Consider the following 23,624-nt stretch of genomic DNA (forward strand, 5'->3'; position numbering starts at 1 on the left):
TTTTCTTCAAAGTTATAAACAAAATTTATTTTTTGTAATTTATCAATTCGCATTTAGAGTTCTATTTCCATTTTATAGTTCCTCTATCTTTTATTCAAATCATCATATTGTGCCCAATATGAATGATACTCCTCTCCGAATAGTTTTCCTCTCAATTCTTTGCTTACTTCAAATCGGGCCGGAAACACATTGGTCACTTCGGGATGATTATGTTCTCCACTTTCATCAAGGGTGTAATAGCAATCATCACTTGATTCGAGAGAAATACGGTGTCCATTTTTACTATTACGTTCGTGCAAATCACGCACCCATTCGGGTGAAGGGGGCAGATTTCCTACAATTTCAAGTCTTACAGTATTGTAGTTTAATACTTCAACTAAATCACCGATTTTAATTGGAACTTTATCTGCCGGGTGACCGAGGAATTCTTCAAATCCATAATCACCATTAGGCGTTTCAGATAGTAAATTTTCCATTAAAAGCGAACCGTCGGGTAAATAACTTCGCCTGCTCTCTGTCGGCAGAATCCAGGTGTTATCAAGTCTATATTCTTCTATTAAAAAACCAAAATATTTGTATGTGGGATTACGGCTTTCAACGTGTTTTTGACTGTTCATTTGTGTCTCGGCTTTTTCAAGACTTGAAAAATAGCCCATTGTGGAACGATGCACATCAAATTCAGGATATTGAGGATTATCATCTATACAATATTCTATTGCAATTAATTTGAAAATAGTTTTATCTTTTGTCATACATTTTTGATGTTAATTCAATTGCCATAATATTTCTCGCTTATACATAGAAGAGACTACCTACACTTTGATAGTTAGTCTCTTCTCTGAAAATTAAACAGTTCGTATTAGATTAAATCTATTTGCATCATACATCTCAACTCGACCATTTGTTTTTGTTACGGCTATAATGTCTCCATTAATAACTGCACTAACGGCATTATTGGTAATTGTACGAATACATTGCCCCTGTGCGCTATAACCCACGGCATTCCCATTCTCAATTTTCATTACTACTATTTGACTCATAATAATTTGTTTAACGTCCGCCCTTTTTGCAGACAAATAAATTGCGCCTACTCTAAAAACGCTTTTCGGCATCCCCGCTACTATTTATATTTAATTCGTTGATTGAACTGCTACCGCTTGCGAGTGCATTAAAAATATTCATGATTTAATCGCATTTATATCCATAATTAATGTATAAGTATTCATTGTTCGTTTTTTTATTTGTTGTTTTCAATGTTTTCTATATATAATACGAAACTAAACTCGACATGAAATGAGCACTCTCCATATATAATGTAGCAGGAGAAAAAATTAGATTAGGAGAAAAAATGTTATCTACCTGACAATCAATAAAATATTTTTTGTCTTCTTGAAGCCACAAACCGTGGGGAACTCTTTTTTTCTTGCAAATTGATTCTCTCTTTTTCAAATAATTGACAATTATCATTTTTTTTCTTTTATGCGAATAAATATACGGTTGCTGGCTGAAAGATTTTTCAATTATGATCTCTTTTATCTATATTTTCTGTTTTAATTTTCAATATATCTATTAATCCAGCTTGCATATAAGAGCAAATATCCGCTCCATAAAGAGCGATAATTTTACCCTTAGGTGGGATTTTTTTTAGTAAAAGCTAAGAATATCTATATTCCACACTAACAAAATCTTTGCATAGCAACGTTGGGGAAGTACAAATATCACACAAACCGCCCTATGAGTTAGTTGTAAAACGTTAATTCGGATTTGGATATGTCATACAAAAAGGCTATCTTTAGTATAGCAAAGATATACAGATAATATATACATGTAGAGGCGGGAAACCATAGGGTTTTTCGCCTCTCTTTTTTACAAAATCGACCAAAAACGGTTACTGCTTTTAGTCGAAGTGGTAACCACCGACACCCAAAGTGGTAACCACTGCGCTCTTAGTGGTTACCACAAAGTCTAAAACGCTGCATCGGAAAATAAAATTCTTCGCACTGCCATTTCTGCGATATAACCAAAGTAAATGCTACCTTTTTTACAGAAACTTTAAAGTTAATAGTCTATAAATAAATCAGCTTTTAATAGGTTGTCAAATGGTTATATTATTATACATATTGTGCTGTAGATGATGTTGAAACTCACTACAGCCTTCTTACCAACCCTGCAACTCCCCAGGCACATTCAACCACCCGTTCATAGTTTACCACACTTAGATTATCTTTCGGAGTATGCGTAAGTTCCTGGCATTCCATATTCTCAATAAACCACTGCGAACTGACAGCGATTGCCGGACAACCATTCTGCAAGAACATACTATGGTCGCCCTGATACCATGGAAGTCCTTCGACAATCTCGGGAGTATCCCAAAAAACTTCATGAAGTGCGTCGAGGATATTCTCGGGAAGATCGAACGCAGAGAAACAGGAAAGGCCCTCTTTGTATCCGGCTCCGTCAATGTTTATATTCAGTAGTATGTCGCTGAATTTTCCGGTGTTCTGCTCCATGTATTTTACTTGTCCCGGCGCACCATAGTAATCTTCGCCATTGAAGATGACTAATTCTATCGGGTGGTTTGAAGAGTGTTCTTTTAGTAGCTCTGCCAACAATAACACGATTGCTACGCCTGTTCCGTTATCTATTGCTCCGGGTGTGCCTATTTTGGTGTCTATGTGGGCGGTAATAACAATCCGGTTTTTTGTTTGATTGCCGTTTCTGCCTATGACATTAAATGCTGTTTCGGGAATGCGGATAGCTTTGGATTCGAGTTCTACCGTTTGTCCTGCACATGCGAGCAGCTTTTCTCCTTCGGTATCTTTCATGTAAACCGATGGGATGTCGAAGTCACCATCCTCGAACAAAGGAAAGGGATAAATACCACCTGCGGTTGCCGAATTACGTTCCGTGGCACAAACAAGGGCTTTAGGATTGCCTTTCTCCAGCAAGGAAATGATGTGTTGATGTTCTTCGGGATTCCAAAAAGGAAAGCGTTTCGGGGCAATTTGTTGAGATGCAATCTCCCCGTAAAGAAGAACGATTTTATCCGTTATGTCAGTCTGTTCCAGTTGATTGATGGTGTTCACGGCAATCAACTCTCCTTGTACGGAACAGCCCGAAGAGTAGTGAGACGAAAATACTTCGAATGACTGACCGTTACAGTTCAATGCTGCTCCATCGGTTTTCCAATCGATAACCGACAGTTCGGTTGCTTCGGTTTTCCAACCTGATTCTTCCAATACTTTCTTTGCATAGGCTGTTGCCTTGCGGTTTTCGACGCTTCCCACCCGGCGTTCGCCAATCGCAGCGCATAATACTGCTAAGTGCAACTTTGCTTTTTCTGTAAATTCTTTCTTATCCATAGGTTTATGAATTATAAATTATGTAGGGCGCAGGCAGGGGCGAGGGTGGTATGATTCGGAATTCTTCCATATATCTTTAAACCAAAATATTCCGCCAAAGGTATAAAGTTTGGCGGAATATGTGATTGTAAAAAAGAGACATTATCCCTTAATCATTGTAAGCAGCATCTTAAACTGTTTGTTTGCATACAAAGCATGTGGAATGCCCGCAATCATTTCTGCCATATTGAGGATGGCTCCTTTTTCAAATAATTCATTTATAACTATACGTTTTTAATCTCGTTATTAATTAATAATAGTTCCATAAACAAGGCCGGAGATTGTTGCCATGATAATGACCAACGTTACATAGATAATCGTTTTTTTCGTACCCATAACGCCTCGTATAACGAGCATATTAGGCAGGGAAAGCGAAGGGCCCGCCAGCAGTAGAGCCAACGCAGGGCCTTTTCCCATGCCCGAAGCTATCAATCCTTGGATGATAGGCACTTCGGTAAGAGTAGCAAAGTACATAAACGCTCCTGTGAAACTGGCAAAGAAATTGGATAAAAAAGAGTTTCCACCAACTGCCCACTCAATCCATTCATTGGGTATTACACCCGCAATTGCAGTGTTGTCGTGGGTGGAGCCAAGCAGGAAGCCTGCCGTAACCACACCGATAGCCAAAAGCGGCATTATCTGTTTGGCAAATCCCCATGCCGATAATGTCCATTCGCGGTTTTCGGCATCACGTTTATCAAACAGTGTCATAAGCGATAGCGAAGCGATTCCGACGATCATAGGTACAAGCGGAATAAGTTTCGGATTCGATATAAACAGGTTGGCCAATATGGTCGAGCCTGCCGTAGCAATAACTCCCGCTATAACCCACTGCCATTTAATTTTCAGAATAGCAATAAGCGAATAGGCAAGCATAAGTGCCAATCCTCCTGTGATATACCATTTATACATGAATATATAGCTCCAAACACTTGTTGTATCATCTGCTGCCGGAGCGCCCCAATTGGCAAAGACAAGTATCAGCACCAGTGTGAAGAAGTGAAACATGGTTTGCGTCATCGGGCGTTTAGCCGGAGGAACAGTAATATTCATTTGTTCTTCCTTTTTTATCTTTTCTTCTTTGCGGTAGATAAATGCCATTATTAAACCGATAATGACAGAAAAGAGAACTGCACCAATCATACGGGCAACACCCATTTCGGTTCCGAGAATACGCCATGTAAGGATGATGGATAGTATACTGATTGCCGGACCGGAATAGAGGAACGCAATAGCCGGGCCTAATCCGGCTCCACGTTTATAGATACTTGTAAACAGGGGTAATATCGTACAGGAACATACCGCCAATATCGCGCCCGAAACGGCCGCAACCGTATAGGAAAGCCATTTCTTAGCATTGGCTCCGAAGTACTTCAATATCGCACCCTGACTGATAAAAACAGCTATCACCCCTGCAATGAAAAAGGCGGGCAGAAGGCACATAACAACGTGCTCCTGTGCATACCATTTCGATAAGTCGAGTGTGGCATCAATCGCTGTCATGAATCGCTCACTCTCCAGCGGCAGGAAAAATACCGCTGTGAAGATAACGATTATCCAAAGTAGAATTTTTAATTCCTTTTTAGTTTCCATTTGTAGCTTATTAAACACCTAACAACTTGCGGATTTCGCTTTCGGAAGGAACATGCCCTTTGATCTTTACTTCGCCGTCTACAACAATTCCGGGCAGGGTCATTACATTATATTTCATGATTTCCATGATGTCTTCCTGCTTGGATAGTTTGATGTCTAATCCATTTTCTTCAATTACCTTCTTTACTGTCTCATAGGTTGTTTTACATTTGGCACAACCAGTACCTAATACAATGATTTCCATATTATTTCAATTATGAATTAAAAATTACGAATTACGATTTTTTATTGTGATTTGAATCTTTCCTATAATTTTGCAGATTTCTTCGGCATCTTCAAGTAAGCTATCAGCCTGTTCCTGATTCAAATAATCAGTTGCGAATAATAATTTCAGCCAATATATTGTTTCTCGAGCTTCTTTGTACGCAATAGACAGTTTTGATATAAAGTCTTTTTCTGATTGTCCTCCGATAGATTCTTCTACATTTGCACCAATAGAAGTTCCGCTCCGTAGAACTTGTTTCGACAAAATATACTCTTTTCTTTCTTCATATAAATATTTGTATAAATTCACTATTCGTATAGCAAAAGCAAATGATTTTTCTTGTATAATATTATCCTTCTTCATAAAGCATTTCCGTAATTCGTAATTTTTAATTCGTAATTATATAATAAATCCCAACTATAATAAATATAGCTGCAACTATACGCTTAAACCATTTCTGAAAAATGTTCATTTTATTATAGAACTTACCGACATTGCTAACGCTGTATGCCAACAGCCATGCTATGACTATAACCGGAAGTCCTGTTGCAATAGCAAATACCGGAGGAAGCAGTAAGCCTGATGGACTGGCAATGGTCAGAGGAATTAAACCTCCAAAGTAAAGTACCCCGCTGTATGGACAGAAAGCAAGTGCAAAGAGCAACCCGAGCAGAAAGGCATCAAGATAACTTTTCTTCCCTTCTTTCTTTTCGAGTTTGGATGTCAGCTTTCCCATTGCCGGAATATTCCACTTAATCACATCGAGCATCAATATTCCAATCACTATAAGTGCTAAACCCAACCACATACCACCGATGTTTTGCAGTAGCCGTGCTACTTGGAACTGGCTTGCTCCGAAATAAAAGATAAGTCCCAGTGCCGTATAGGTAAACATCCGTCCCAGTGTATAGAATAACCCATTGAACAATACGCGGTGTTTCGCTCCTATATCTTTACTCAGATAGGCAGTTGCGGTTATATTCGTCGCTAACGGACAAGGGCTAATGGCAGTCATCAGTCCCAATATGAAGGCTGTCAGTACCGGCCAATTCGACCCATCGGCAAGGTTTTGCAAATAATCCATCATAACCTTTTATCGACTTCGGTTTTGATAAGGTTGGTAAGTTTCTCAGGGCTACTCAAAGCATTGGCGAATGCCTCTTTGGTTATTTCGATATAGTTGTCTCCTTTGGCAATAATGAGGGCATTCCATGTTACTTTGTACTTTTCTACAAGCGAAGCGTTTTGTTCTTCATCGGTTTTTACTTCAACAAATTTCACCTGGAGGTTATCCGTATAAAGTTCCTTTATAGTCTTTGCTGTAACATCGCCTACTGCAACGCATGTTTTGCAACGCTGTTTGCCGTGGAAATAGTAGACATTCACAGTAGAAACATCGGCAAGTTGCGTTTTTGTTTCCGGTGAGGCAGATGATTCCTGATTGTTTTTTTGTGTACTACCACCGCAAGCGGTCAGTAATAAGACCAGTAATCCGAATAAAATACTCTTTCTCATGTTAGTTGTTTTAGAATGATAGTTGAACATTATGATATTTGTTTCTTGCAGTTCGTAATTCAACGAACATATTAAGCAAAAAAATAGCTGTTAACAGCTACCTTTTGAAGTAGTTACACTTTCTATAAATCCACCTAATAGCTTTTTTACCAAAGCCCAATTTTCTCTATTGATGCAATATTTAACTGTCGGAGGTGTGATTTCTCCCTGTATTAATCCTGCATCCTTCAGTTCATTCAGATGCTGAGACAGGGTACTTTTAGCAATAGGTAGTACCTCCGACATATCGCCATGAAAACAACATGTTTGATTGGCAAGCATTTGGAGTATTGCAATCCGTATAGGATGCGCCATTGCTTTAGCAAATCGCGCTATCTGTTCTTGTTCCTTTGTAAGTTCTTGCTTTTGCATTGCTTTATTATTATCAGTTCGCAAATATACGAATAGATTTTTAATTCGCAAATATACGAACAGTATTAAGAAACTGTTTTGAATTTTATGAGATATAGTTTAAGAAATTATATATTTCATAAAATTCAAAACGGTTTCTAATTTATCTTTTGATTTATCCGCTCACGTACCTTCTTCCAGGCATGAGTATCGAACAAGCTACTTTCGCGCATAGTATAATACATCTCCTTAAAGCGGGAGAATGGTATCACAAAACTTAAAATATTGGCTTCTACATAAGGGCGAACCGAAGGATCGAAAAGCCCGATAAATGTTCTTTTTCCATTCCTGTTGTTCTCAATAACTGCATTTGTTACCACTGCCGAGCAGCCGGAACCGAACATTGAAGTAACTGCATCTTCCGAGTTATTGTCGAAATAAGTCCATGTTGTTAATCCCGATAGTATATCGGGTGTTGCTAAAAACAAGAGGCCTTCCACCTCGGCAAAAGCTTCAACCATATCAATACGGGCAAAATTCAGGTATTTTCGGTTGGTAAGTGGCACGCCCAGGTTTTCAATAAACTCAACCACCATCTCCGGCGTCTTCTTATATTTCTCTTTCAGCGAAACGAAGTTGGGTACCCGTTCGGGCATTTCGGTAAAGCCGGTATAGAATTTACCGCCTCCACAGCCAATAACTTCCGCGTTCAGGCTTATTGGATTCCCTTCTCTCACTGTTTTCAGCCCTTTGAAGAAACAACCGTTTATCTTTTCAGTATCGGCAAGGGGAGTCTCGGAGTACCAAAAAACGATTGGTAACTCTGCTTTTTCGCCAAAGGCTTCCCTGTAGTTGTTGATAAATACGTTGATGTTCATAATGATATTGCTTTTTTATTTTTCAATTTTCTTCTTTTTCCATGGTTTCTGCACGGATATAATAATGACTATCAGCAATAAGGCTGTTTGAACGGTTCCCCATAGCTGTGTCATGCGAATGTTTTCAATAAATACCGGGTCGGTTAAAGCAGCTTCACGAAGTTGGTCTGCAAGAATAACATTGTCGTTGACGCAAGGGCCAAGCACAAATGTTCCGAATAATATTTGCAAAACGATCATCACCCATTTTACTGTGATCCAGGTATGTTTGAAGAAGCCCCAATTTGTCCATATACTATAAATCAATCCTGTGATGAGCGATCCGATTGCTCCATAGATTATGAAATAATCGTCTACTACCTGCAATATCCGTGAGCGCATAAATAGTTCATCGCCTGACTGCGGATGAGTAATAAAGACCAGTAAACATAAGGTAAGTCCTCCTACAATCCAACAAAAGGCTAAAAAGATATGGAGCATTTTAAGTATTTTCACTCCCTGCGGCTTTAGTTTTCCTGTTATCATATCTTTCAATTTCAGAGTGTTTTATTTTTCCGCCGAAACAATCAACATCATCGGACGTCGTAACTCCTCTTTCATTTCCGGGAATTCTGCCAACATCCCGCTACTTGGTTCGGGTTCTATTACTTCATTGATTGTAAAGCCTTGTTTCAATAGCGTATTTATATAGTTTGTTAGCGTTCTGTGGTATTTGATGAGCTTTTCGCCTAAGAATACAGCTTCCCGTTTTCCTTCTTTGAAGTAATTGTCGACCGGCCAGAATAGCTTTTCACCATCTTCTCCATACGCCCAGTCTTGATTGCCGAATGCGGTAAAAATAGGGTGCTCGACTGAAAAAACAAAGCGTCCCCGGGGTCTGATCCATTTAAAAACATTCCGGCTGATGCTCTCAAACGACTCTATATAATGAAATGTGAGCGAACTCAATACAACATCAAACTGTTCGGCGGGATAATCAATGTCTTCAAGAGCCTTTTTAACGTATTCTACTCCTTTCAGGTTGTTTATTCTCCTTGCTTTCTCGAGCATATTGTTGGAAATGTCCACGCCAACAACCGATCTTGCCCCGTTCTCTATTGCATACCGGCAGTGCCAGCCAAATCCGCAGCCTAAGTCAAGTACATCTTTCCCAGCAAGGTCGGGCAACATCTCTTTGAGCACGTACCATTCGCCTGCACCTTCGAGTCCTTTCTGCGAGCGATTCATTTTCTCGTATTGCTCAAAAAAGGCGGAGTCGTCGTATTTGTTTTCTTTCATTGTTCTCGTTCCTCAATGGTTACATAAATAGTATCACCGGGCTGTTTCCTGATCTGTTTACGTATCTCTTTTCGTATGCCGATAATATGGCAGGGGGTTCCCATTCGCACCAAGCTTCCTTGATAGTGAACACTGTCAAACGTAGCATTGACCGCAACCCTACCTTTTCCAAATGTTGCTTTTACATCAAATGGAATTTCCACGTAAGCGGCATCCATATCCGGTACCTTTTTTATGATTGCATTAAACTCAAAATGTTTGCTCATAGGGTTGCCTGATTTCGTTCTTACATATCTTCAAAGCAAGGCTCATCGTCAATGAATTCAGCAGGCAGACCTAATTTCTCAAAGTAGCTGCACATAGCAATGCAAGCGAATTTTTCGGAAGAATAATGTGTTCCCCCGAGAATATTTATCCGGTTCTTTTCTGCATATTCGTGCGTTTCTGCCGATACCTCATTCTTCAATGTTATGCCGGTTATAAGGGTGCTAATGTTGTTTTTATGCAGTTCCGGCAAAACAAAAGTATTATTCCCGCCACCTGCAACTACGGCTACTATGCCATCTTTTATCTCGTTGTCTCCATATTGATACAGTGAAGTTGAGTGTCCGACCGCTTCCGAATATATCTTTTGAAGTTCGTTTACTGTTTTGCATTTTGTTCTTCCTGCTATACCGCAAATAGCACCGAAATAATTGATGAAAGCTTTAACGGTCTCTATGTCTAACTTCTCGGCAAGTGTTTTGCTCGTTGAGTATTCAGAATAATTATCCAGAGGCGTGTGTAAGCAATAGATTGAGATTTGTTTTTCTCTCAATTCTTCAAGAAGTCCGGCATTCATATTGTAAAAGCCGGTTGGCGACTTCGTTAAATCCCAATTACAAGCATGGTGTGTAAAGAGCATTGCTTTTCCCGGTTGCTCCAATACGGCTCGGATCACTTTTTCTGTTGGGAAGACAGCTGTAAAAACACGATTAATTGTTTCTGTAAAATCACAAACCAAACCAATGCTTCTCTTCTTGAAGTTGTCACAAAGAAACGAGTCGAGTTCTGTCATGTGCTGATAAAACTCATCGCTTATTTCTGGTTTGATAAAGTAATCTTCAAGATTTGTATAAACTTCTTTTGCTAGCATATTTCTATTATTTACTCCATTGGTCTATTCGCAAAAATATCAATAAAAAAGCATCTGGCAAAATAGCTTGACTGCTGTTTTCCAGAGAGTTGATTAAATTCATTAATTCAACTTTTTGGAGTCTTGATGGAAGACCCTCTAATGGAAAGTACGCAGGGAATAATTACCTGTTCTATTTTCGAACTTCCTTTAAGCTGATCAATTAATAACTCACAAGCTGTTTCGCCCATTTTATATGTTTGGTGTGTAACTGCAGTAAGTGGTGGATCTACGTAGTTGGCATGTGTTTCGTCGGTGTAGCCTATCAGGGCGATGTCTTGTGGAATTGATAGTCCCAACTCTTTGATGGCTTTCATGGTGCCAAATGCAAGGCTATCGGTCATAGCTACAATAGCATCGGGGGGGTAGGAGAGTGTTAACAGTTGTCTGGCAGCCTCGTATCCTGCTTCATATCCTATTCGCTTACAGACCACTAGATTTCGATCAATAGGTATATCATGTTCGCGCAATGCTTGTAGATAGCCGTGTTTGCGTTCTTTGACGATAGCTAAATGGTTGGATCCACCGATAAAAGCTATTTGTTGAGATCCGTGGAAAAGAAGATGCTCGGTAGCCTCTTGTGCAGACGTGGCATTGTTAGTAACCACGGAAGGGAAAATGTTCGTTAAACATACTCTATCAAAAAATACAAGGGGGACGTTTTGTACTGTTAATGCTTCAAAGTGGGCAAAGTCTGTGGTCTCTTGCGCCAAACAAGCTATAATACCCTCTACACGAATATTTATCAAGTCTTCTAAACACTTTTTCTCTTTTTCAAACTGTTCGTATGAAGAGGTTATGATGGTGGAGTAGCCATGTTTATGTGCTCTGTCGTTTATACCACTGATGATAGAGGCATAGTAGTGCGTTACAATATCCGGAACAATGATGCCGATGATACGTGGAGCATTTTTCAATAAACTCATAGCAAAAGGATTAGGACGATAGTTGCGCTCTTTTGCTAATGCTTTGATTTTCTCACGTAGTTCTTCGCTGATTTCGGAGCTGTTCTTCAATGCACGTGAAACAGTTGAGATGGATACTCCGAGCTCAGAAGCAAGTTCTTTAAGAGAAGTAGGTTTTTTTTTCTCCATAAATATGTAATTAAAGAGTAAAAATAGAAAAAAAGGATTGATTACGCAAAGGTTTGCGTAAAGTTTTCATGGACTGATGTTGTATGAATAAGTGGGATAAGGTAATTTTGAACAAACAATAAATTATTATGGAATATAGACCAATCGGAAAAACAGGAATGAATGTTTCCAACATCAGTTTCGGCGCCTCTTCTCTCGGCGGCGTATTTCACTCTATTAAGGAAGAAGAAGGTATTAACGCGGTACATACCGCAGTAGATAGTGGTATAAACTTTATCGATGTATCACCCTATTACGGTCATCTCAAAGCCGAAATCGTGTTGGGTAAAGCACTTAAAGAGATAGAGCGGAGTCGTTATTACTTATCTACTAAAGTAGGTCGTTATGGTAAAGATGGTGTAAACTCGTGGGATTATTCCGCAAAGCGAAGCATTGAAAGCGTTTATGAGAGTATGGAGCGTCTGCATGTAGACTATATCGACCTCATCAATGTACACGACATTGAGTTTGCCGATCTCGAACAAATTTGCAACGAAACTCTTCCGGCATTGGTAGAACTACGTGATAAAGGAATTGTAAAGCATGTTGGAATTACCAACCTCACATTACGTCATTTTAAGTATGTCATTGACCACGTGCCCGCGGGTACTGTGGAGAGTGTGCTCTCATTTTGTCATTACTGTCTCAATGACGATGCGCTGACAGATTACCTCGACTATTTTGAAGCTAATGAAATAGGTGTTATCAATGCCTCGCCTTTTTCTATGGGGTTACTAACCGAGCGTGGTGCACCCGATTGGCATCCTGCCCCCGCACCTTTGCAACGCCTTTGTAGAAAAGCCGCACAACATTGCAAGGGACAAGGCAAGTCCATAGAGCAATTAGCTGTGAAATTTTCCGCCTCTAATCCGCGTATAGCAACTACGCTCTTCAGTACTACCCGCGCAGAAGCAGTATTAGAGAACATAGCATGGACAAATGCACCTCTCGACGAAACATTATTAAAAGAAGTAAGCCACATCCTTGAACCCGGTTTTCGTGATACATGGCTCAATAGTTAATCCTTAAAACAGCATAGTTGGATGAAAGCAATCAGTATACTGGGCGAACGAAATGTAGCCCTTACCGAAAGAGAAAGACCACAAGTCGGAAACGGCGAAGTGTTAATCAAGATAGCGTATGTGGGCTTTTGCGGCTCAGATTTGAATACGTATTTGGGTAAAAATCCTATGGTTAAACTGCCGGTTATTCCCGGTCATGAAATAGGTGCGATAGTGGAAGAGATAGGTGCAAATGTACCTGATACAATTCGAAAAGGTATGCCGTGTACGGTAAATCCTTATACCAGTTGTGGCCATTGTCCTTCGTGTCGCAACGGAAGACCCAATGCATGTCAATTTAATCAAACTTTTGGAGTACAGCGTGATGGTGCTATGTGCGAGTATATCGCTGTGCCTTGGCAAAAAGTATTGGTAGATAATACCCTGACTCCTCGTCAGTTTGCTTTGGTAGAGCCAATGAGTGTGGGCTTTCATGCAGTATCTCGCGCACAGGTAACAGACCTCGATGTGGTTATGGTTATTGGTTGCGGAATGATTGGTGTGGGGGCTATTGTGCGTGCTGTACTTCGTGGTGCTCGTGTTGTTGCTGTAGATGTAGATGATGAAAAGCTTATGCTGGCACGTCAGTTGGGTGCCCACTATGCAATAAACTCCGCTACCGAAGATGTACATGCGCGTCTGCAGGAGATAACAGAGAATGCAGGGCCCGATGTAGTGATAGAAGCTGTTGGTGCTCCTGTTACTTATCAGTTGGCAATTAATGAGGTAGCTTTCACTGGTAGGGTTATTTGTATTGGCTATGCTAAGTCTGATGTTTCTTTTGAAACCAAATACTTTGTGATGAAAGAATTGGATATTCGTGGTTCGCGCAATGCCATGCCCGAAGATTTCCGGGCTGTTATTGAGTATATGAAACGCGATGCGGCAAATATCGAGAGGTTAATCAGCGGTGTATATGCTCCCGAGCAAGCCAAAGAGGTATTGGATACTTGGGCAGCCAATTCCGGTAAGGTGTTCCGAATTTTAATCAAATTCTAACGTATATGGATTATCGTATTGTTGATGCACATGCGCATCTGTGGTTGCGGCAAGATGCTGTGGTAGATGGAAAAACAATCAAAACTATGGAGAATGGAAAGTCGTTCTTTATGGATGAAGTACGTCAGATGCTTCCTCCTTTTATGATTGATGGGCAAAACAGTGCCGAAGTCTTTCTTTCTAACATGGATTATGCGCAAGTTTCTGCGGCCGTTATTACACAAGAGTATATTGATGGGCTACAGAATGACTATTTGTGGCAGGTGCAACAGCAATACCCAGAACGTTTTCTTTGCTGCGGCATGGTGGACGCTCGCCAACCGGGTTATTTCATACATGGCAAGGCATTGATAGAACAAGGCTTCCGGGGAATTAAGATACCTGCTCAACGCTTACTCCTTCCTGAGGGCAGGGTGTGGCTTACCTCCGACGAAATGATGAAACTTTTTCATCTCATGGAAGAAAAGGATATCTTTCTCTCCATCGATTTAGCCGATGGCACGGAGCAAGTAGCAGAGATGGAAGAGATTATTGCCGAGTGTCCTTCTTTACGTATAGCAATAGGGCACTTTGCAATGGTAACTCGTCCGCAATGGCAGGAACAAATCAAGTTGGCGCGACATAAAAACGTTATGATTGAATCGGGCGGCATTACGTGGTTGTTCAATGATGAATTTTATCCGTTTCGTGGTGCAGTACTTGCTATTAAAGAATCGGCAGAACTTGTGGGTATGGATAAATTAATGTGGGGCTCGGACTATCCGCGAACTATTGCAGCAATAACTTATCGGATGTCGTATGATTTTGTAACAAAGTCGGACTTGATGACGCAAGAAGAAAAAGCGGCATTTCTTGGAGAGAACGCACAGCGGTTTTATGGGCTTGGAGAGTTAGTAGCGCTTCCTTATATTAAGAATATGTCGGAGTAAGTGTACAAAATTGTATCTTAAAGCTACAAATCTACATCTCTTCTTATCTTTACAACCTTGCTTTGATTTTTTTTAATCCTACCTTTGGAGAAGGCTTTTGCCTTTAACCAATTAAACATCAACAGGATGAAAACATTCAACTCATTTACGGCATTATTTGCTGTTTTGCTGCTTTTTACTGTAAGCAGTCTGCATGCACAGATAGGAAGACGTTTCCCTTCGGAAATGTTTACCTACAACGATTCCATAACGGGCCTTCCCGTTAAAGTACTTACCAATAGTCCCGAATTTAGCGATACACGCATTTACCAAACGCATCCGCAATGGTCGTACGATAATAAATATATTGCCTTCCGCTCACAACGAAGTGGTAACGGACAACTCTTCTTTGTACACGAAACCACAGGCGAAATCATTCAGATAACCGACGGCGAAGGACGAAGTGGCGAATACAACCTTTCGCGCAAGAAGGGATTGTTGTATTTTACGCGAAAGCTGAAAGATCAACCTGCTCAAGTCATAGAACTGGATACAGACAGAGTACTTGCCGATAGTGAAAAAGGCACTATGAAACACCACACCGCTTACGAACGTGTTGTTAGCGTGTGGCCCGATTCACTCAGCATATCAGGAGGTATGGGGCTAGACGTGGAAGAAGACTTGCTTTATGTAGGGGTTACCCCTCCCTATAATGTCGAAACGTGGCAAAATCCTATTGATGATACCAATCATCGCATAAAAAATCATCCCGGTGGTATTCGTATTCTGGATGTGAAAACGGGTGAAATTCGCAAAGCCTTCGATGTCGATTTTACGATGGGGCATGTACAAGCCAGTCCGTTTGTTACGCGTGAGATTGTATTTTGCCATGAAACAGGAGGAGACTCGCCGCAACGTATGTGGTTTGGTGATATGGCTGCCAATAGCTATCGCCCGCTTTACATTGAATCGGATTATGAATGGGTGACACACGAAACCATAGTCGATGCCAATCATGTTTATTTTAATGTGTTGTGTCACTTGGACCGGCTGAAAACGAAACCTTCGGGCATCTTTTCGGTTAATCTGCGCAACGGACATGTACGTGTGATTGGACAAGTCTTTACTGGTAATGTAAATGATGACTTGAAGAGTATCCCGGCGCAAACAAATAGCTTTTGGCATTGCAACGGTTCGCAAGATGGACAGTGGGCAGCGGGCGATGACTTCAAAGGAAATGTAACACTCGTTAATGTGAAGACCGGAGAGATGCATTTGCTTACTACCGGACATGTGATGAAACCAAATCATGCACATCCTTATTTCAGCTTAGACAATAAAAAAGTATTGATACAATCGGGCAAACTCTCGGAGGGCAAACGATTGGCAGTGATGATTATTGATATTCCCGAATCATTCTACAAGGAATGATGGAAAGCCATACAACTCATAAAAAATCCCAGTGTATTTTGAAGTAAAATATACTGGGGTTTCCGGCTGCCTATAATTTGAAATACATAATCAAAATGAAAAATAAAATTGAATTCGTTGCTTTTTTTCTAACATAAAAAACAGCCCGAAAATAAGTAATGAAGACTTTGTGAGGGCAAAAAGGTGAAAAAAACGCGCACAAAAAGTAGATTATTTACCACAATTACCATTGCCATACGTTTGATAATCTCTTCTATTGTATATTTACCAACGAACAACTCAAATTTAGAATAACGTCATGGCAAATAACACTACTGTATTTAAACGATTTTTCTTAATCACGGTTATTATAATTACACTGCCTTCACTGGCTTTTTCGCAAACGCTTAAAAATTCCGTTCTCCATTATTTCAAATTATTGGAAAGTGCGCCGCAAGAGAAACTCTATCTACACATTGATAAATCTTTTTATGCTGCCGGAGAGAACATTTGGTTTAAAGGATATTTGCAAGATGCCATCACGCATAGTAGTGTTACTACCAGCAACTACATTATAGTAGAATTGACTAATCGTGATAACAAGGTGCTGTTGCGGAAGAAAATAAGGCGAGAGGGTGATGGATTTATCGGCTCTATTCCTCTTGCGGCTAATATACCCGAAGGATATTATACCTTACGTGGTTACTCCAATTGGATGCTTAACGCCGGACCAGAGTTTATCTATTCGCGCAATATACAGGTGGTGAATTCCATAGATGTAAATAAACAAGCTATATTGGAGTATAAGGAGAAAGAGGGAGACTCCTTTCTATCTTGCTTAGCAGATGATTATGCCGTGACTTTCTTTCCGGAAGGCGGCGAGTTGCTGGATGGCGTTCCACAACAGGTAGCATTTAAAGTTCAAGGTTTTGATGGATTGTCGAAGGAGCTACAAGGGCGGGTTTATACAGATCGGGGAGATACCGTAGCTTACCTAAGAACAGAACATGACGGAATGGGCGTTTTTAGTTTGTTGCCATCTGCCAATGAAGTCTATTATGCCGATTTGTTTACAGTGAGCGGGGTGCGAAAACAAGTTGCATTACCTGAAGTAAAAAAAGTGGGAGTAGGGATATCTGTAGCACGTACCCGGCAAGGTATACTCTATACTGTACAACACACACCGGCCACAGATTTTCCTGAAGGCTTGTCTTTGGTTGTTCATACACGTGGTGCTGTCAAACTGTTTCGTACCATTACATCCGAGTCCCTTAAAGGAATACTACCAACAGATTTCTTCGACGACGGAATTAGTCATTTTTTACTTATAAACGAGGAGGGGGTAGCGGTTAGTGAGCGATTGTTCTTTTCATGGGCTCCACAATCTGTTTGGAGCATCACACCCGATAAAGAGGAGTACGGGCAAAGGGAAAAAGTAACAGTGACCATTGAAGCCAAAAGAAACACAGGAGAGCCTATTGACGGAACATTCTCGGTAAGTATAACCGATGCCGGGCTAATACCTGTAGATTCACTTTGCAATCATATTCAGTCCAACCTGTTACTGACCTCCGACCTCAAAGGATATATAGAGAATCCGGGATATTATTTCTTCGGCGACCGTAAGATTAAAGACAGACATCTTGATTTGTTGATGCTTACACACGGTTGGCGTAGATTTACTATGGATAAGTTGACCGGAAAGCCACAACTTAATATGGAACACTATATCGAAGTGAGTCAAAGTATTAGCGGGCGTGTACGTGGGTTAACAGGAAAAGCTAAAAATGCTCCTGTCAGCGCATTTTCCTTAAAGGGACTTATTCATCAAACAGCTATGACCAACGAGAACGGTGAATTTGTGATTGCAGATATCAACTTTCCCGAAAAAACACGTCTTTTTGTACAGGCACGCACGGCACGAGGGGGAGGAAACCTTGAGGTTACGGTAGATTCCTTGGCATTTGCTCCACCTTATAATAAAGAGCCGTTTCCCAACATACTTCCTCAAGTGAAATCAGATTTCCTGATAAATACACGTAAATCGTACTTTGCCGATGGTGGCGAACAGGTATATCATCTACACGAAGTAACCATAACCGGTAAACGAAAGAAACAAAACGAAAACAGTTTCTACGACAGCATGTCCAAAGAAGTTATTACTGAAGATGATATTGCCGACGCTGGTTATGTGGATATATACGATTTGTTACTTCGTATTCCGGGTATAGAAAGGGATGAAAACACAATTCTCTATCGGCAGAATAAACCAATCTTGGTGGTTGACAATATTATCTACGATCAAGAAGATGGAGTTAGTGTGCTGGATGATTTTTATCTCAACGACATAGAACAGGTAAATCTGCTGACCAATGTGCAAGCTACCAATATGTTTGGTGCACAAGGTTCCTACGGTGCTATTCTCTTTGAATTGAAGCGCGGAATAAATCAACAAAGTCGGATGAAACCGAAAGGAGCTCTTTGGATTATGCCATTAGGATACAGTACTTACACCGAATTCTACCATCCCGTATATGATACACCTGAGAAGAAAAACAATCCCAAACCGGATCTACGTACAACCATTTACTGGAATCCGGCATTGACGCTAGATACAGAGGGTAAAGCTATTATTGAATACTACACGCCCGACCGGAAAGCACCTCAGCATATTATCATTGAAGGGGTGGCTGCAGATGGGAGTGTGCTTCGCGGTACTCGGTAGGCGATACTCCATACTGTATTTTAAAACATTTGCTGAAATAGTGCGAATCATTAAACCCTACCTGAAAAGCTATTTGCGACATGTTCAGGTCGCTGGTTCTAATAAGTTCTGCGGCATGTTTTAAGCGTGTCTCTTTGAGATATTCTACCGGAGATAGTCCGGTAAGGCTACGTATCTTTTTAGCAAAGATCGTGCGACTCATACCTACCTCTTGCGACAAATCTTCTATCTTCAGGTTACCATTACTCAAGTGTTTATTGAGCGACTTGATGAGGCGATTCATAAACATTTGTGTGTTGGAGGTAACGGTGGAAGTAATAGAATCTATAGGTAACTCTTGAGTTAGTGTCGAGTTACAATAGTATTGTTGTAGCTTTTTGCGCTGCTCTAAGATGTTCTGTATGCGAACTTTGAGATAATCAGCATTAAAAGGTTTGGTTATGTAATCATCTGCACCGAGTTCTATTCCTTCTATTTGATTTTCGACAGCAGTTTTTGAAGTAAGCAGAACTACAGGAATGTGGCTGGTGTTGGCATTTTGTCTGAGCTCGCGCAACATTTCAATACCATCTTTCTCGGGCATCATCACATCACTGATAATGATATCTGGTATTTGTTCTGATGCCTGATTCATTCCTTCCATACCATTGCCGGCTTCAATAACATGGAAATCGGTGGCAAAAAAAGTGTGTAGAAAGCTTCGTAATTCTTGATTGTCTTCTACTATAAGAATCGTTTTTTTCTCCTCTGCAGTTTCGGATGTTTCTTCTTTGTGTTGATTCGTAATGGAGTCGTTCTCTTTTTGCGATGTTAAGAGACTGGCAATATCGGTATTATATGTGTAGATAGATGTTTCTTCTACCTCCACAAAGATCGTTTTTTCATCAAAGTGCTTTTTCCCTTTCTTTAATGCGATGATGAAAGTACTACCTTTGTCGGACTCACTTTCGAGAGAGATTGTTCCACGATGCATTTCTACCAATTCTTTTGCTAGCGAGAGCCCTATACCCGTACTTGCTTGGTTGAACGGATTGGCAGCTTCTGCCGTTTCAAAGCGTTCAAATAAATGTTTCTGTTTATCTTTGGAGATACCAATGCCTTGATCGCACACGCGGACAATAATGTCCAAATTCTCTTCTGTTATAATCACTTTGATTTCTCTGCCTTGTGGAGTATATTTAAACGCATTGGCCAGCAAGTTAAAGAATATTTTCTCTAATTTATCAATATCTGCCCATACGGTAATGGGGGTATTGGTGGTTTCCAACTCGAATGTTATTTGCGACTCTTCTGCCAATGATTCGAAGTACCCCATCACATGGCGAAGGAACGAAACTAACTCCAATGATTGTACACGCATTTTCATCTTCCGGTTTTCTATCTTGCGGAAGTCCAGAATTTGATTAACGAGATAAGTCATGCGACTGATGTTGCGGTCTACTAATCGCAGCTGATGTTGTATGCCAGGTTGTAGTGTGTGATGTTCCAAAATGTTTTTTACCGGAGCGGAGATAAGTGTGAGCGGTGTGCGCAATTCGTGCGAGATGTTGGTAAAGAACTTCAGCTTTAGCTCGGAGAGTTTCTTTTCCATATCTACTTCGTGTCGCAACCGGAAGAAAGTAAACAGTACATAAACAATACCCAGTACTACAATAATAAATATAATCAAGTAAAGAAAATATGCCCATGGCGTTTCCCAGAAAGAGGGTAGTATGCGGATAGGGAGCCTACGCACACCGTCTGTCCACACACCATCACTATTGGTGGAGCGAACTTCCAATACATAATCACCTTTGGGTATGTTGGTATAATTGGCAACATTGTTTTTCCCAGCTTGATTCCACTGCTTTTCAAACCCCTGTAGCCTATACGTATACGAAATACGATAGGAGTCACTCAGGTCAAGTGCAGCAAAACGGATGCTAAATGACTTTTGCTTGTGAGTTAGTACAAGTTGTTTGGTGTCGTCAATAGTTACATTTAAAACATCAGATTCGTCGCCGGGCAACACAACCTGATCGGCAAGTTGCAGCTGGGTAAAAACGATCGAAGGTTCGTAAACAGACTTATGTACCATTTCGGGTTGAAACCATAGTAGTCCCTGTTGGGTATTGAAAAAGAGTGCGCCACTGGCTGCCGAATAACAACCGGCACCTTCGTTAAACCTGATGGGCTCGGGGAACTCCTTACTGGTATAGTTCTCTATCTCTTCTGTTGTAGGGTTGAATTTGCATAATCCTTCCATAGTAGATATCCAGAGGTTACCATCGCCGTCTTCACCCATAGTCATAAGAATATTAGAGAGTAAGCCTTCCTCTTTGGTGTATGTCTTGAAGCGTGCTTTTCCATTATCTATTGTAAGCAGTTTGTTTAATCCTCCACCAAAGGTTGCTACAAAGAGTTCGCCTTGCCGGGTAGGGGTAATGTATTGTATTTCGTTATTGCTGAGGCTCAGCGAATCGTTGGGGGTGTATTGAATGAGGTTGAATTTGAGCAGCGAAGGGTGCTCAAACTTTTCGGGAAACTGTATGAGCCCGTTGGAGGTAGCAAGCCATAAGTATCCTTGTTGATCGGATGTAATATGTTTGGTGCGCAAATAACCTTGTGCAGGATAATTTTTCAGTTCATTGCGGTAGTTGATAAAGCGACATGTACCATCTGACTGGCGTTGCAGATAATTTATGCCTCCGTTGAGTGTGGCAAACCACAGTCGATCCTGGCTGTCCTTATGCACATGGTATACATCGTTGTCGCTGAGGCTATAAATATCCTCGCTGTTTGTTTGGTATCGTGTCAGACGAAAAGTATTGGGACTACCACCCGGATGAGCAGCTATAAGTCCATGTTTTTTTATCCCTATCCAAATGGTTCCATCTTTATCTTGTGCCATACCACAAGGCACCACGCGCAGTGTATTATTGTTTTTGGAGATTGTTCCGTCTTCCTGAAGGTATCCCAAGAAATGATGTTTCTTATTATATATGGCAATTCCTTGGTGTACGCACCCTATCCACAGACGTTCTTCTTTATCTATGAATGCGGCACGGCTATTAATTTGTTCGGGCATCCACTCTTGTGGAGAGTATAACTTGAATTGCTCGCTCTTGAAGGTAACTTTCTCCAATCCATTGACTTGCGAACTTAGCCAGATGTTGTCTTGCGTATCCATGTAAACATACATGATGTAGTCGGACTGGCTCCATCCCTCCATAATAGATTTGTTGTAAACAGGTATCAGTGCTTTCTCATGACTGTCAAAGTAAGCAAAACCACCTCCCGAAGGGTGTACAAAAATGTGCCCATATTTGTCTTCAAGCACAAACTGTCGCTGGCGTCCATCAATAATATTTGTGCCTCGTTTGTCGCTGACAATAAAATAGTGTAGCTTTTGGGCTTGTGGGTCGTAGTAAGTTACTCCTTTAGTTTTTTGCTGTATCCACAGCCCTCCTTTGCTATCTATGTGTACTCCTTTTATTTGGTTGTCGCGCATCACACCTTTGTCGGTGTTGTAATGTTGCTTAGGAATGCCTTCGGAGGAAGTGATAAAGAATCCATCTGCACTTGTACCACAGAATAAATCGCCTGTAGGAAGCGCGCGTACTACGCTAAGAGGCGAAGAGGTGGGTAGCTTTATTATTTCATATTGGTCTATGCCTTTATTGTAACGCCAAAGTTGTCCGTTTCCCGATGCAAAATAGATATGGTTCTCGGTTTCACTCATATCCGAAAATACCTGTGATACCTTGAAGGGGGTGGTAATAGAGCCATCGGGCGAATATTTGAAGAGTCCGGTATCTGTCAAAATCCAGTCATTTCCATCACTATCAGCGTATATTTGGTTTACTTTAAGTGAAGAGGGCAGCTCGTTTTCTTGAAATTTATGGATTTGCAAGGCAAGATTTTCCGGATTGGTAGTAATCAATAGGATGCCCATGTTTTCGGAAGCAATCCAGGTACGACCGCTGGGCAAAACATAAAGACTCTTGGCTAAATAGTCTTTTTCGGCAAGAGCTATGAACTGTTCTGTAAGTGGATGAAGGCGCGATACTTTTTTGTCGTATCCCAGTGCCCAGATACATCCATATTTATCTTCGGTTATGGAACTAATGCGGTTGCTGATAAACGATCCCGATACTTCATCGCTACTTTTGTATGTGCGGAACGCACTCCCATCGAAACGAATAATGCCATCCCATGTGGCAAGCCAAAGGAATCCTTTGCGATCTTGTAGGATGCAGTTTACCATATCACGGTCGAAACCGTCGGAAGCTGTATATTGAATAAATGTATGCGCAGGCTGTGCTTTAGTCAGGACAGACAAACATAATAGGATTAAGAGTAGTATGTTCTTCATATGTCTAATTATGTATCAGATTATTATGCAAAAATACGAAAAAAAGAGGAGATTACATAAGAAGCATCTTCTTTTCTGACCAAAACTTCTCAATTTCTTTTAGAGCCAAATTAACCCCTAACCCCCAAATTCTCACTGCCTTCTTCGCCCATTCTCACTGCCTTCTCCCTTCATTCTCACTGACTTCTCCCTTCATTCTCACTGCTTTTTTCTCCCATTCTCACTGCCTTCCCTTTCCTTACCAACTGATAAAAACATGTTTTTTAAACCCATATGCGAGTTGTGTGTGTAATATAGGGTGGTGCCCCACCCACCACCTATACACACACATAGGGTTAAGTACTCTCCGGAAACGCGTTTTTAACATTTCCCTGATAAAAATATTTTCCCCTTTATCTCTTTCTTTTTCAGCTCTTTAGTTTCTTTCTTCTTTTTTTCTTAAAAAATAAAGTTTGATTTCTCTTGTTTTGAATTTAAAAGTCTCTATCTTTGCACCCGCTTTGCCAGAGGGCTTGGTTGTTTGCTTGACATGTTGATAAA

At 40.7% G+C, this 23,624-nt stretch carries 21 protein-coding genes; 5 read left to right on the forward strand and 16 right to left on the reverse strand.

Annotated features, from left to right (window positions below):
* Positions 1-83 precede the first annotated feature (83 nt).
* From D0T50_RS03845 to D0T50_RS03915, 15 genes are all read right to left on the reverse strand, one after another.
* Entirely contained in the window at positions 84-752 is a 669-nt protein-coding gene (locus D0T50_RS03845) for a hypothetical protein (RefSeq protein ID WP_163222142.1), read from the reverse strand.
* 93 nt (positions 753-845) lie between these two features.
* Complete coding sequence (locus D0T50_RS03850; RefSeq protein WP_163222144.1) at positions 846-1,112, reverse strand: IceA2 protein; 267 nt, start codon at positions 1,110-1,112, stop codon at positions 846-848.
* 1,035 nt (positions 1,113-2,147) lie between these two features.
* Complete coding sequence (locus D0T50_RS03855; RefSeq protein ID WP_163222147.1) at positions 2,148-3,362, reverse strand: M28 family peptidase; 1,215 nt, start codon at positions 3,360-3,362, stop codon at positions 2,148-2,150.
* A gap of 285 nt (positions 3,363-3,647) precedes the next feature.
* On the reverse strand, positions 3,648-4,994 hold the full coding sequence (locus D0T50_RS03860; protein WP_163222149.1) for a permease: 1,347 nt from the start codon (positions 4,992-4,994) through the stop codon (positions 3,648-3,650).
* Positions 4,995-5,004: 10 nt separating this feature from the next.
* Positions 5,005-5,238, reverse strand: a complete 234-nt coding sequence (locus D0T50_RS03865; RefSeq protein WP_163222151.1) for a thioredoxin family protein — start codon at positions 5,236-5,238, stop codon at positions 5,005-5,007.
* Positions 5,239-5,262: 24 nt separating this feature from the next.
* The gene (locus D0T50_RS03870; protein ID WP_163222153.1) at positions 5,263-5,622 is read right to left on the reverse strand and encodes a four helix bundle protein; all 360 of its coding nucleotides are present in this window, start codon (positions 5,620-5,622) and stop codon (positions 5,263-5,265) included.
* Positions 5,623-5,647: 25 nt separating this feature from the next.
* The gene (locus D0T50_RS03875; RefSeq protein ID WP_163222209.1) at positions 5,648-6,343 is read right to left on the reverse strand and encodes an aromatic aminobenezylarsenical efflux permease ArsG family transporter; all 696 of its coding nucleotides are present in this window, start codon (positions 6,341-6,343) and stop codon (positions 5,648-5,650) included.
* Positions 6,343-6,774 carry a nitrophenyl compound nitroreductase subunit ArsF family protein gene (locus D0T50_RS03880; protein ID WP_163222154.1) on the reverse strand — a complete coding sequence of 144 codons (432 nt, stop codon included), beginning with the start codon at positions 6,772-6,774 and terminating at the stop codon, positions 6,343-6,345. Before D0T50_RS03880 ends, D0T50_RS03875 begins: the two co-directional genes overlap by 1 nt.
* 90 nt (positions 6,775-6,864) lie before the next feature.
* A complete protein-coding gene (locus D0T50_RS03885; RefSeq protein ID WP_163222156.1) occupies positions 6,865-7,185 on the reverse strand; it encodes a helix-turn-helix transcriptional regulator in 321 nt (106 codons plus the stop codon).
* Positions 7,186-7,322: 137 nt separating this feature from the next.
* Entirely contained in the window at positions 7,323-8,042 is a 720-nt protein-coding gene (locus D0T50_RS03890; RefSeq protein ID WP_163222158.1) for a DUF169 domain-containing protein, read from the reverse strand.
* Positions 8,043-8,057: 15 nt separating this feature from the next.
* Positions 8,058-8,567: a DUF2269 family protein gene (locus D0T50_RS03895; protein WP_203558177.1), complete on the reverse strand. Its 510-nt coding sequence runs from the start codon at positions 8,565-8,567 to the stop codon at positions 8,058-8,060.
* A gap of 21 nt (positions 8,568-8,588) precedes the next feature.
* Complete coding sequence (locus D0T50_RS03900; protein ID WP_163222161.1) at positions 8,589-9,320, reverse strand: bifunctional 2-polyprenyl-6-hydroxyphenol methylase/3-demethylubiquinol 3-O-methyltransferase UbiG; 732 nt, start codon at positions 9,318-9,320, stop codon at positions 8,589-8,591.
* Complete coding sequence (locus D0T50_RS03905; RefSeq protein ID WP_163222163.1) at positions 9,317-9,586, reverse strand: DUF1905 domain-containing protein; 270 nt, start codon at positions 9,584-9,586, stop codon at positions 9,317-9,319. The genes D0T50_RS03900 and D0T50_RS03905 overlap by 4 nt, the downstream gene beginning before the upstream one ends.
* 20 nt (positions 9,587-9,606) lie before the next feature.
* Entirely contained in the window at positions 9,607-10,455 is an 849-nt protein-coding gene (locus tag D0T50_RS03910; protein WP_163222165.1) for a Nif3-like dinuclear metal center hexameric protein, read from the reverse strand.
* 107 nt (positions 10,456-10,562) lie between these two features.
* Complete coding sequence (locus D0T50_RS03915) at positions 10,563-11,588, reverse strand: LacI family DNA-binding transcriptional regulator (protein WP_163222167.1); 1,026 nt, start codon at positions 11,586-11,588, stop codon at positions 10,563-10,565.
* Between the two features lie 128 nt (positions 11,589-11,716).
* Here D0T50_RS03915 and D0T50_RS03920 point away from each other — a divergent pair, with 128 nt between their 5' ends.
* The 5 genes from D0T50_RS03920 to D0T50_RS03940 all read left to right on the forward strand — a co-directional run bounded on the left by D0T50_RS03920 (position 11,717) and on the right by D0T50_RS03940 (position 18,730).
* Positions 11,717-12,649 (forward strand): aldo/keto reductase, encoded by a 933-nt coding sequence (locus D0T50_RS03920; protein ID WP_163222169.1) that lies wholly within the window; start codon positions 11,717-11,719, stop codon positions 12,647-12,649.
* 21 nt (positions 12,650-12,670) lie between these two features.
* On the forward strand, positions 12,671-13,687 hold the full coding sequence (locus D0T50_RS03925; RefSeq protein WP_163222171.1) for a zinc-binding alcohol dehydrogenase family protein: 1,017 nt from the start codon (positions 12,671-12,673) through the stop codon (positions 13,685-13,687).
* A 5-nt stretch (positions 13,688-13,692) separates the two neighbouring features.
* A complete protein-coding gene (locus D0T50_RS03930; protein WP_163222173.1) occupies positions 13,693-14,616 on the forward strand; it encodes an amidohydrolase in 924 nt (307 codons plus the stop codon).
* 126 nt (positions 14,617-14,742) lie between these two features.
* Entirely contained in the window at positions 14,743-16,026 is a 1,284-nt protein-coding gene (locus D0T50_RS03935; protein WP_163222175.1) for a hypothetical protein, read from the forward strand.
* A 298-nt stretch (positions 16,027-16,324) separates the two neighbouring features.
* The gene (locus D0T50_RS03940) at positions 16,325-18,730 is read left to right on the forward strand and encodes a Plug and carboxypeptidase regulatory-like domain-containing protein (protein WP_163222177.1); all 2,406 of its coding nucleotides are present in this window, start codon (positions 16,325-16,327) and stop codon (positions 18,728-18,730) included.
* Here D0T50_RS03940 and D0T50_RS03945 read toward each other — a convergent pair.
* A complete protein-coding gene (locus tag D0T50_RS03945; RefSeq protein ID WP_163222179.1) occupies positions 18,681-23,084 on the reverse strand; it encodes a hybrid sensor histidine kinase/response regulator transcription factor in 4,404 nt (1,467 codons plus the stop codon). The two genes, D0T50_RS03940 and D0T50_RS03945, sit on opposite strands and share 50 nt — an antisense overlap.
* Between the last annotated feature and the right edge of the window lie 540 nt (positions 23,085-23,624).

Source organism: Bacteroides sp. 214 (genome assembly GCF_010501015.1).
Taxonomy (GTDB): Bacteria; Bacteroidota; Bacteroidia; order Bacteroidales; family Bacteroidaceae; genus Bacteroides.

Bases quoted from the DNA above. Each gene is read 5' to 3' on its own strand.
- D0T50_RS03880 (WP_163222154.1), bottom strand. From the start codon at position 6,774: ATGAGAAAGAGTATTTTATTCGGATTACTGGTCTTATTACTGACCGCT.
- D0T50_RS03870 (WP_163222153.1), bottom strand. From the start codon at position 5,622: ATGAAGAAGGATAATATTATACAAGAAAAATCATTTGCTTTTGCTATA.
- D0T50_RS03925 (WP_163222171.1), top strand. From the start codon at position 12,671: ATGAAAGCAATCAGTATACTGGGCGAACGAAATGTAGCCCTTACCGAA.
- D0T50_RS03855 (WP_163222147.1), bottom strand. From the start codon at position 3,362: ATGGATAAGAAAGAATTTACAGAAAAAGCAAAGTTGCACTTAGCAGTA.
- D0T50_RS03910 (WP_163222165.1), bottom strand. From the start codon at position 10,455: ATGCTAGCAAAAGAAGTTTATACAAATCTTGAAGATTACTTTATCAAA.
- D0T50_RS03885 (WP_163222156.1), bottom strand. From the start codon at position 7,185: ATGCAAAAGCAAGAACTTACAAAGGAACAAGAACAGATAGCGCGATTT.
- D0T50_RS03905 (WP_163222163.1), bottom strand. From the start codon at position 9,586: ATGAGCAAACATTTTGAGTTTAATGCAATCATAAAAAAGGTACCGGAT.
- D0T50_RS03860 (WP_163222149.1), bottom strand. From the start codon at position 4,994: ATGGAAACTAAAAAGGAATTAAAAATTCTACTTTGGATAATCGTTATC.
- D0T50_RS03890 (WP_163222158.1), bottom strand. From the start codon at position 8,042: ATGAACATCAACGTATTTATCAACAACTACAGGGAAGCCTTTGGCGAA.
- D0T50_RS03940 (WP_163222177.1), top strand. From the start codon at position 16,325: ATGGCAAATAACACTACTGTATTTAAACGATTTTTCTTAATCACGGTT.
- D0T50_RS03900 (WP_163222161.1), bottom strand. From the start codon at position 9,320: ATGAAAGAAAACAAATACGACGACTCCGCCTTTTTTGAGCAATACGAG.
- D0T50_RS03850 (WP_163222144.1), bottom strand. From the start codon at position 1,112: ATGCCGAAAAGCGTTTTTAGAGTAGGCGCAATTTATTTGTCTGCAAAA.
- D0T50_RS03930 (WP_163222173.1), top strand. From the start codon at position 13,693: ATGGATTATCGTATTGTTGATGCACATGCGCATCTGTGGTTGCGGCAA.
- D0T50_RS03920 (WP_163222169.1), top strand. From the start codon at position 11,717: ATGGAATATAGACCAATCGGAAAAACAGGAATGAATGTTTCCAACATC.
- D0T50_RS03895 (WP_203558177.1), bottom strand. From the start codon at position 8,567: ATGATAACAGGAAAACTAAAGCCGCAGGGAGTGAAAATACTTAAAATG.
- D0T50_RS03935 (WP_163222175.1), top strand. From the start codon at position 14,743: ATGAAAACATTCAACTCATTTACGGCATTATTTGCTGTTTTGCTGCTT.
- D0T50_RS03945 (WP_163222179.1), bottom strand. From the start codon at position 23,084: ATGAAGAACATACTACTCTTAATCCTATTATGTTTGTCTGTCCTGACT.
- D0T50_RS03845 (WP_163222142.1), bottom strand. From the start codon at position 752: ATGACAAAAGATAAAACTATTTTCAAATTAATTGCAATAGAATATTGT.
- D0T50_RS03875 (WP_163222209.1), bottom strand. From the start codon at position 6,343: ATGGATTATTTGCAAAACCTTGCCGATGGGTCGAATTGGCCGGTACTG.
- D0T50_RS03915 (WP_163222167.1), bottom strand. From the start codon at position 11,588: ATGGAGAAAAAAAAACCTACTTCTCTTAAAGAACTTGCTTCTGAGCTC.
- D0T50_RS03865 (WP_163222151.1), bottom strand. From the start codon at position 5,238: ATGGAAATCATTGTATTAGGTACTGGTTGTGCCAAATGTAAAACAACC.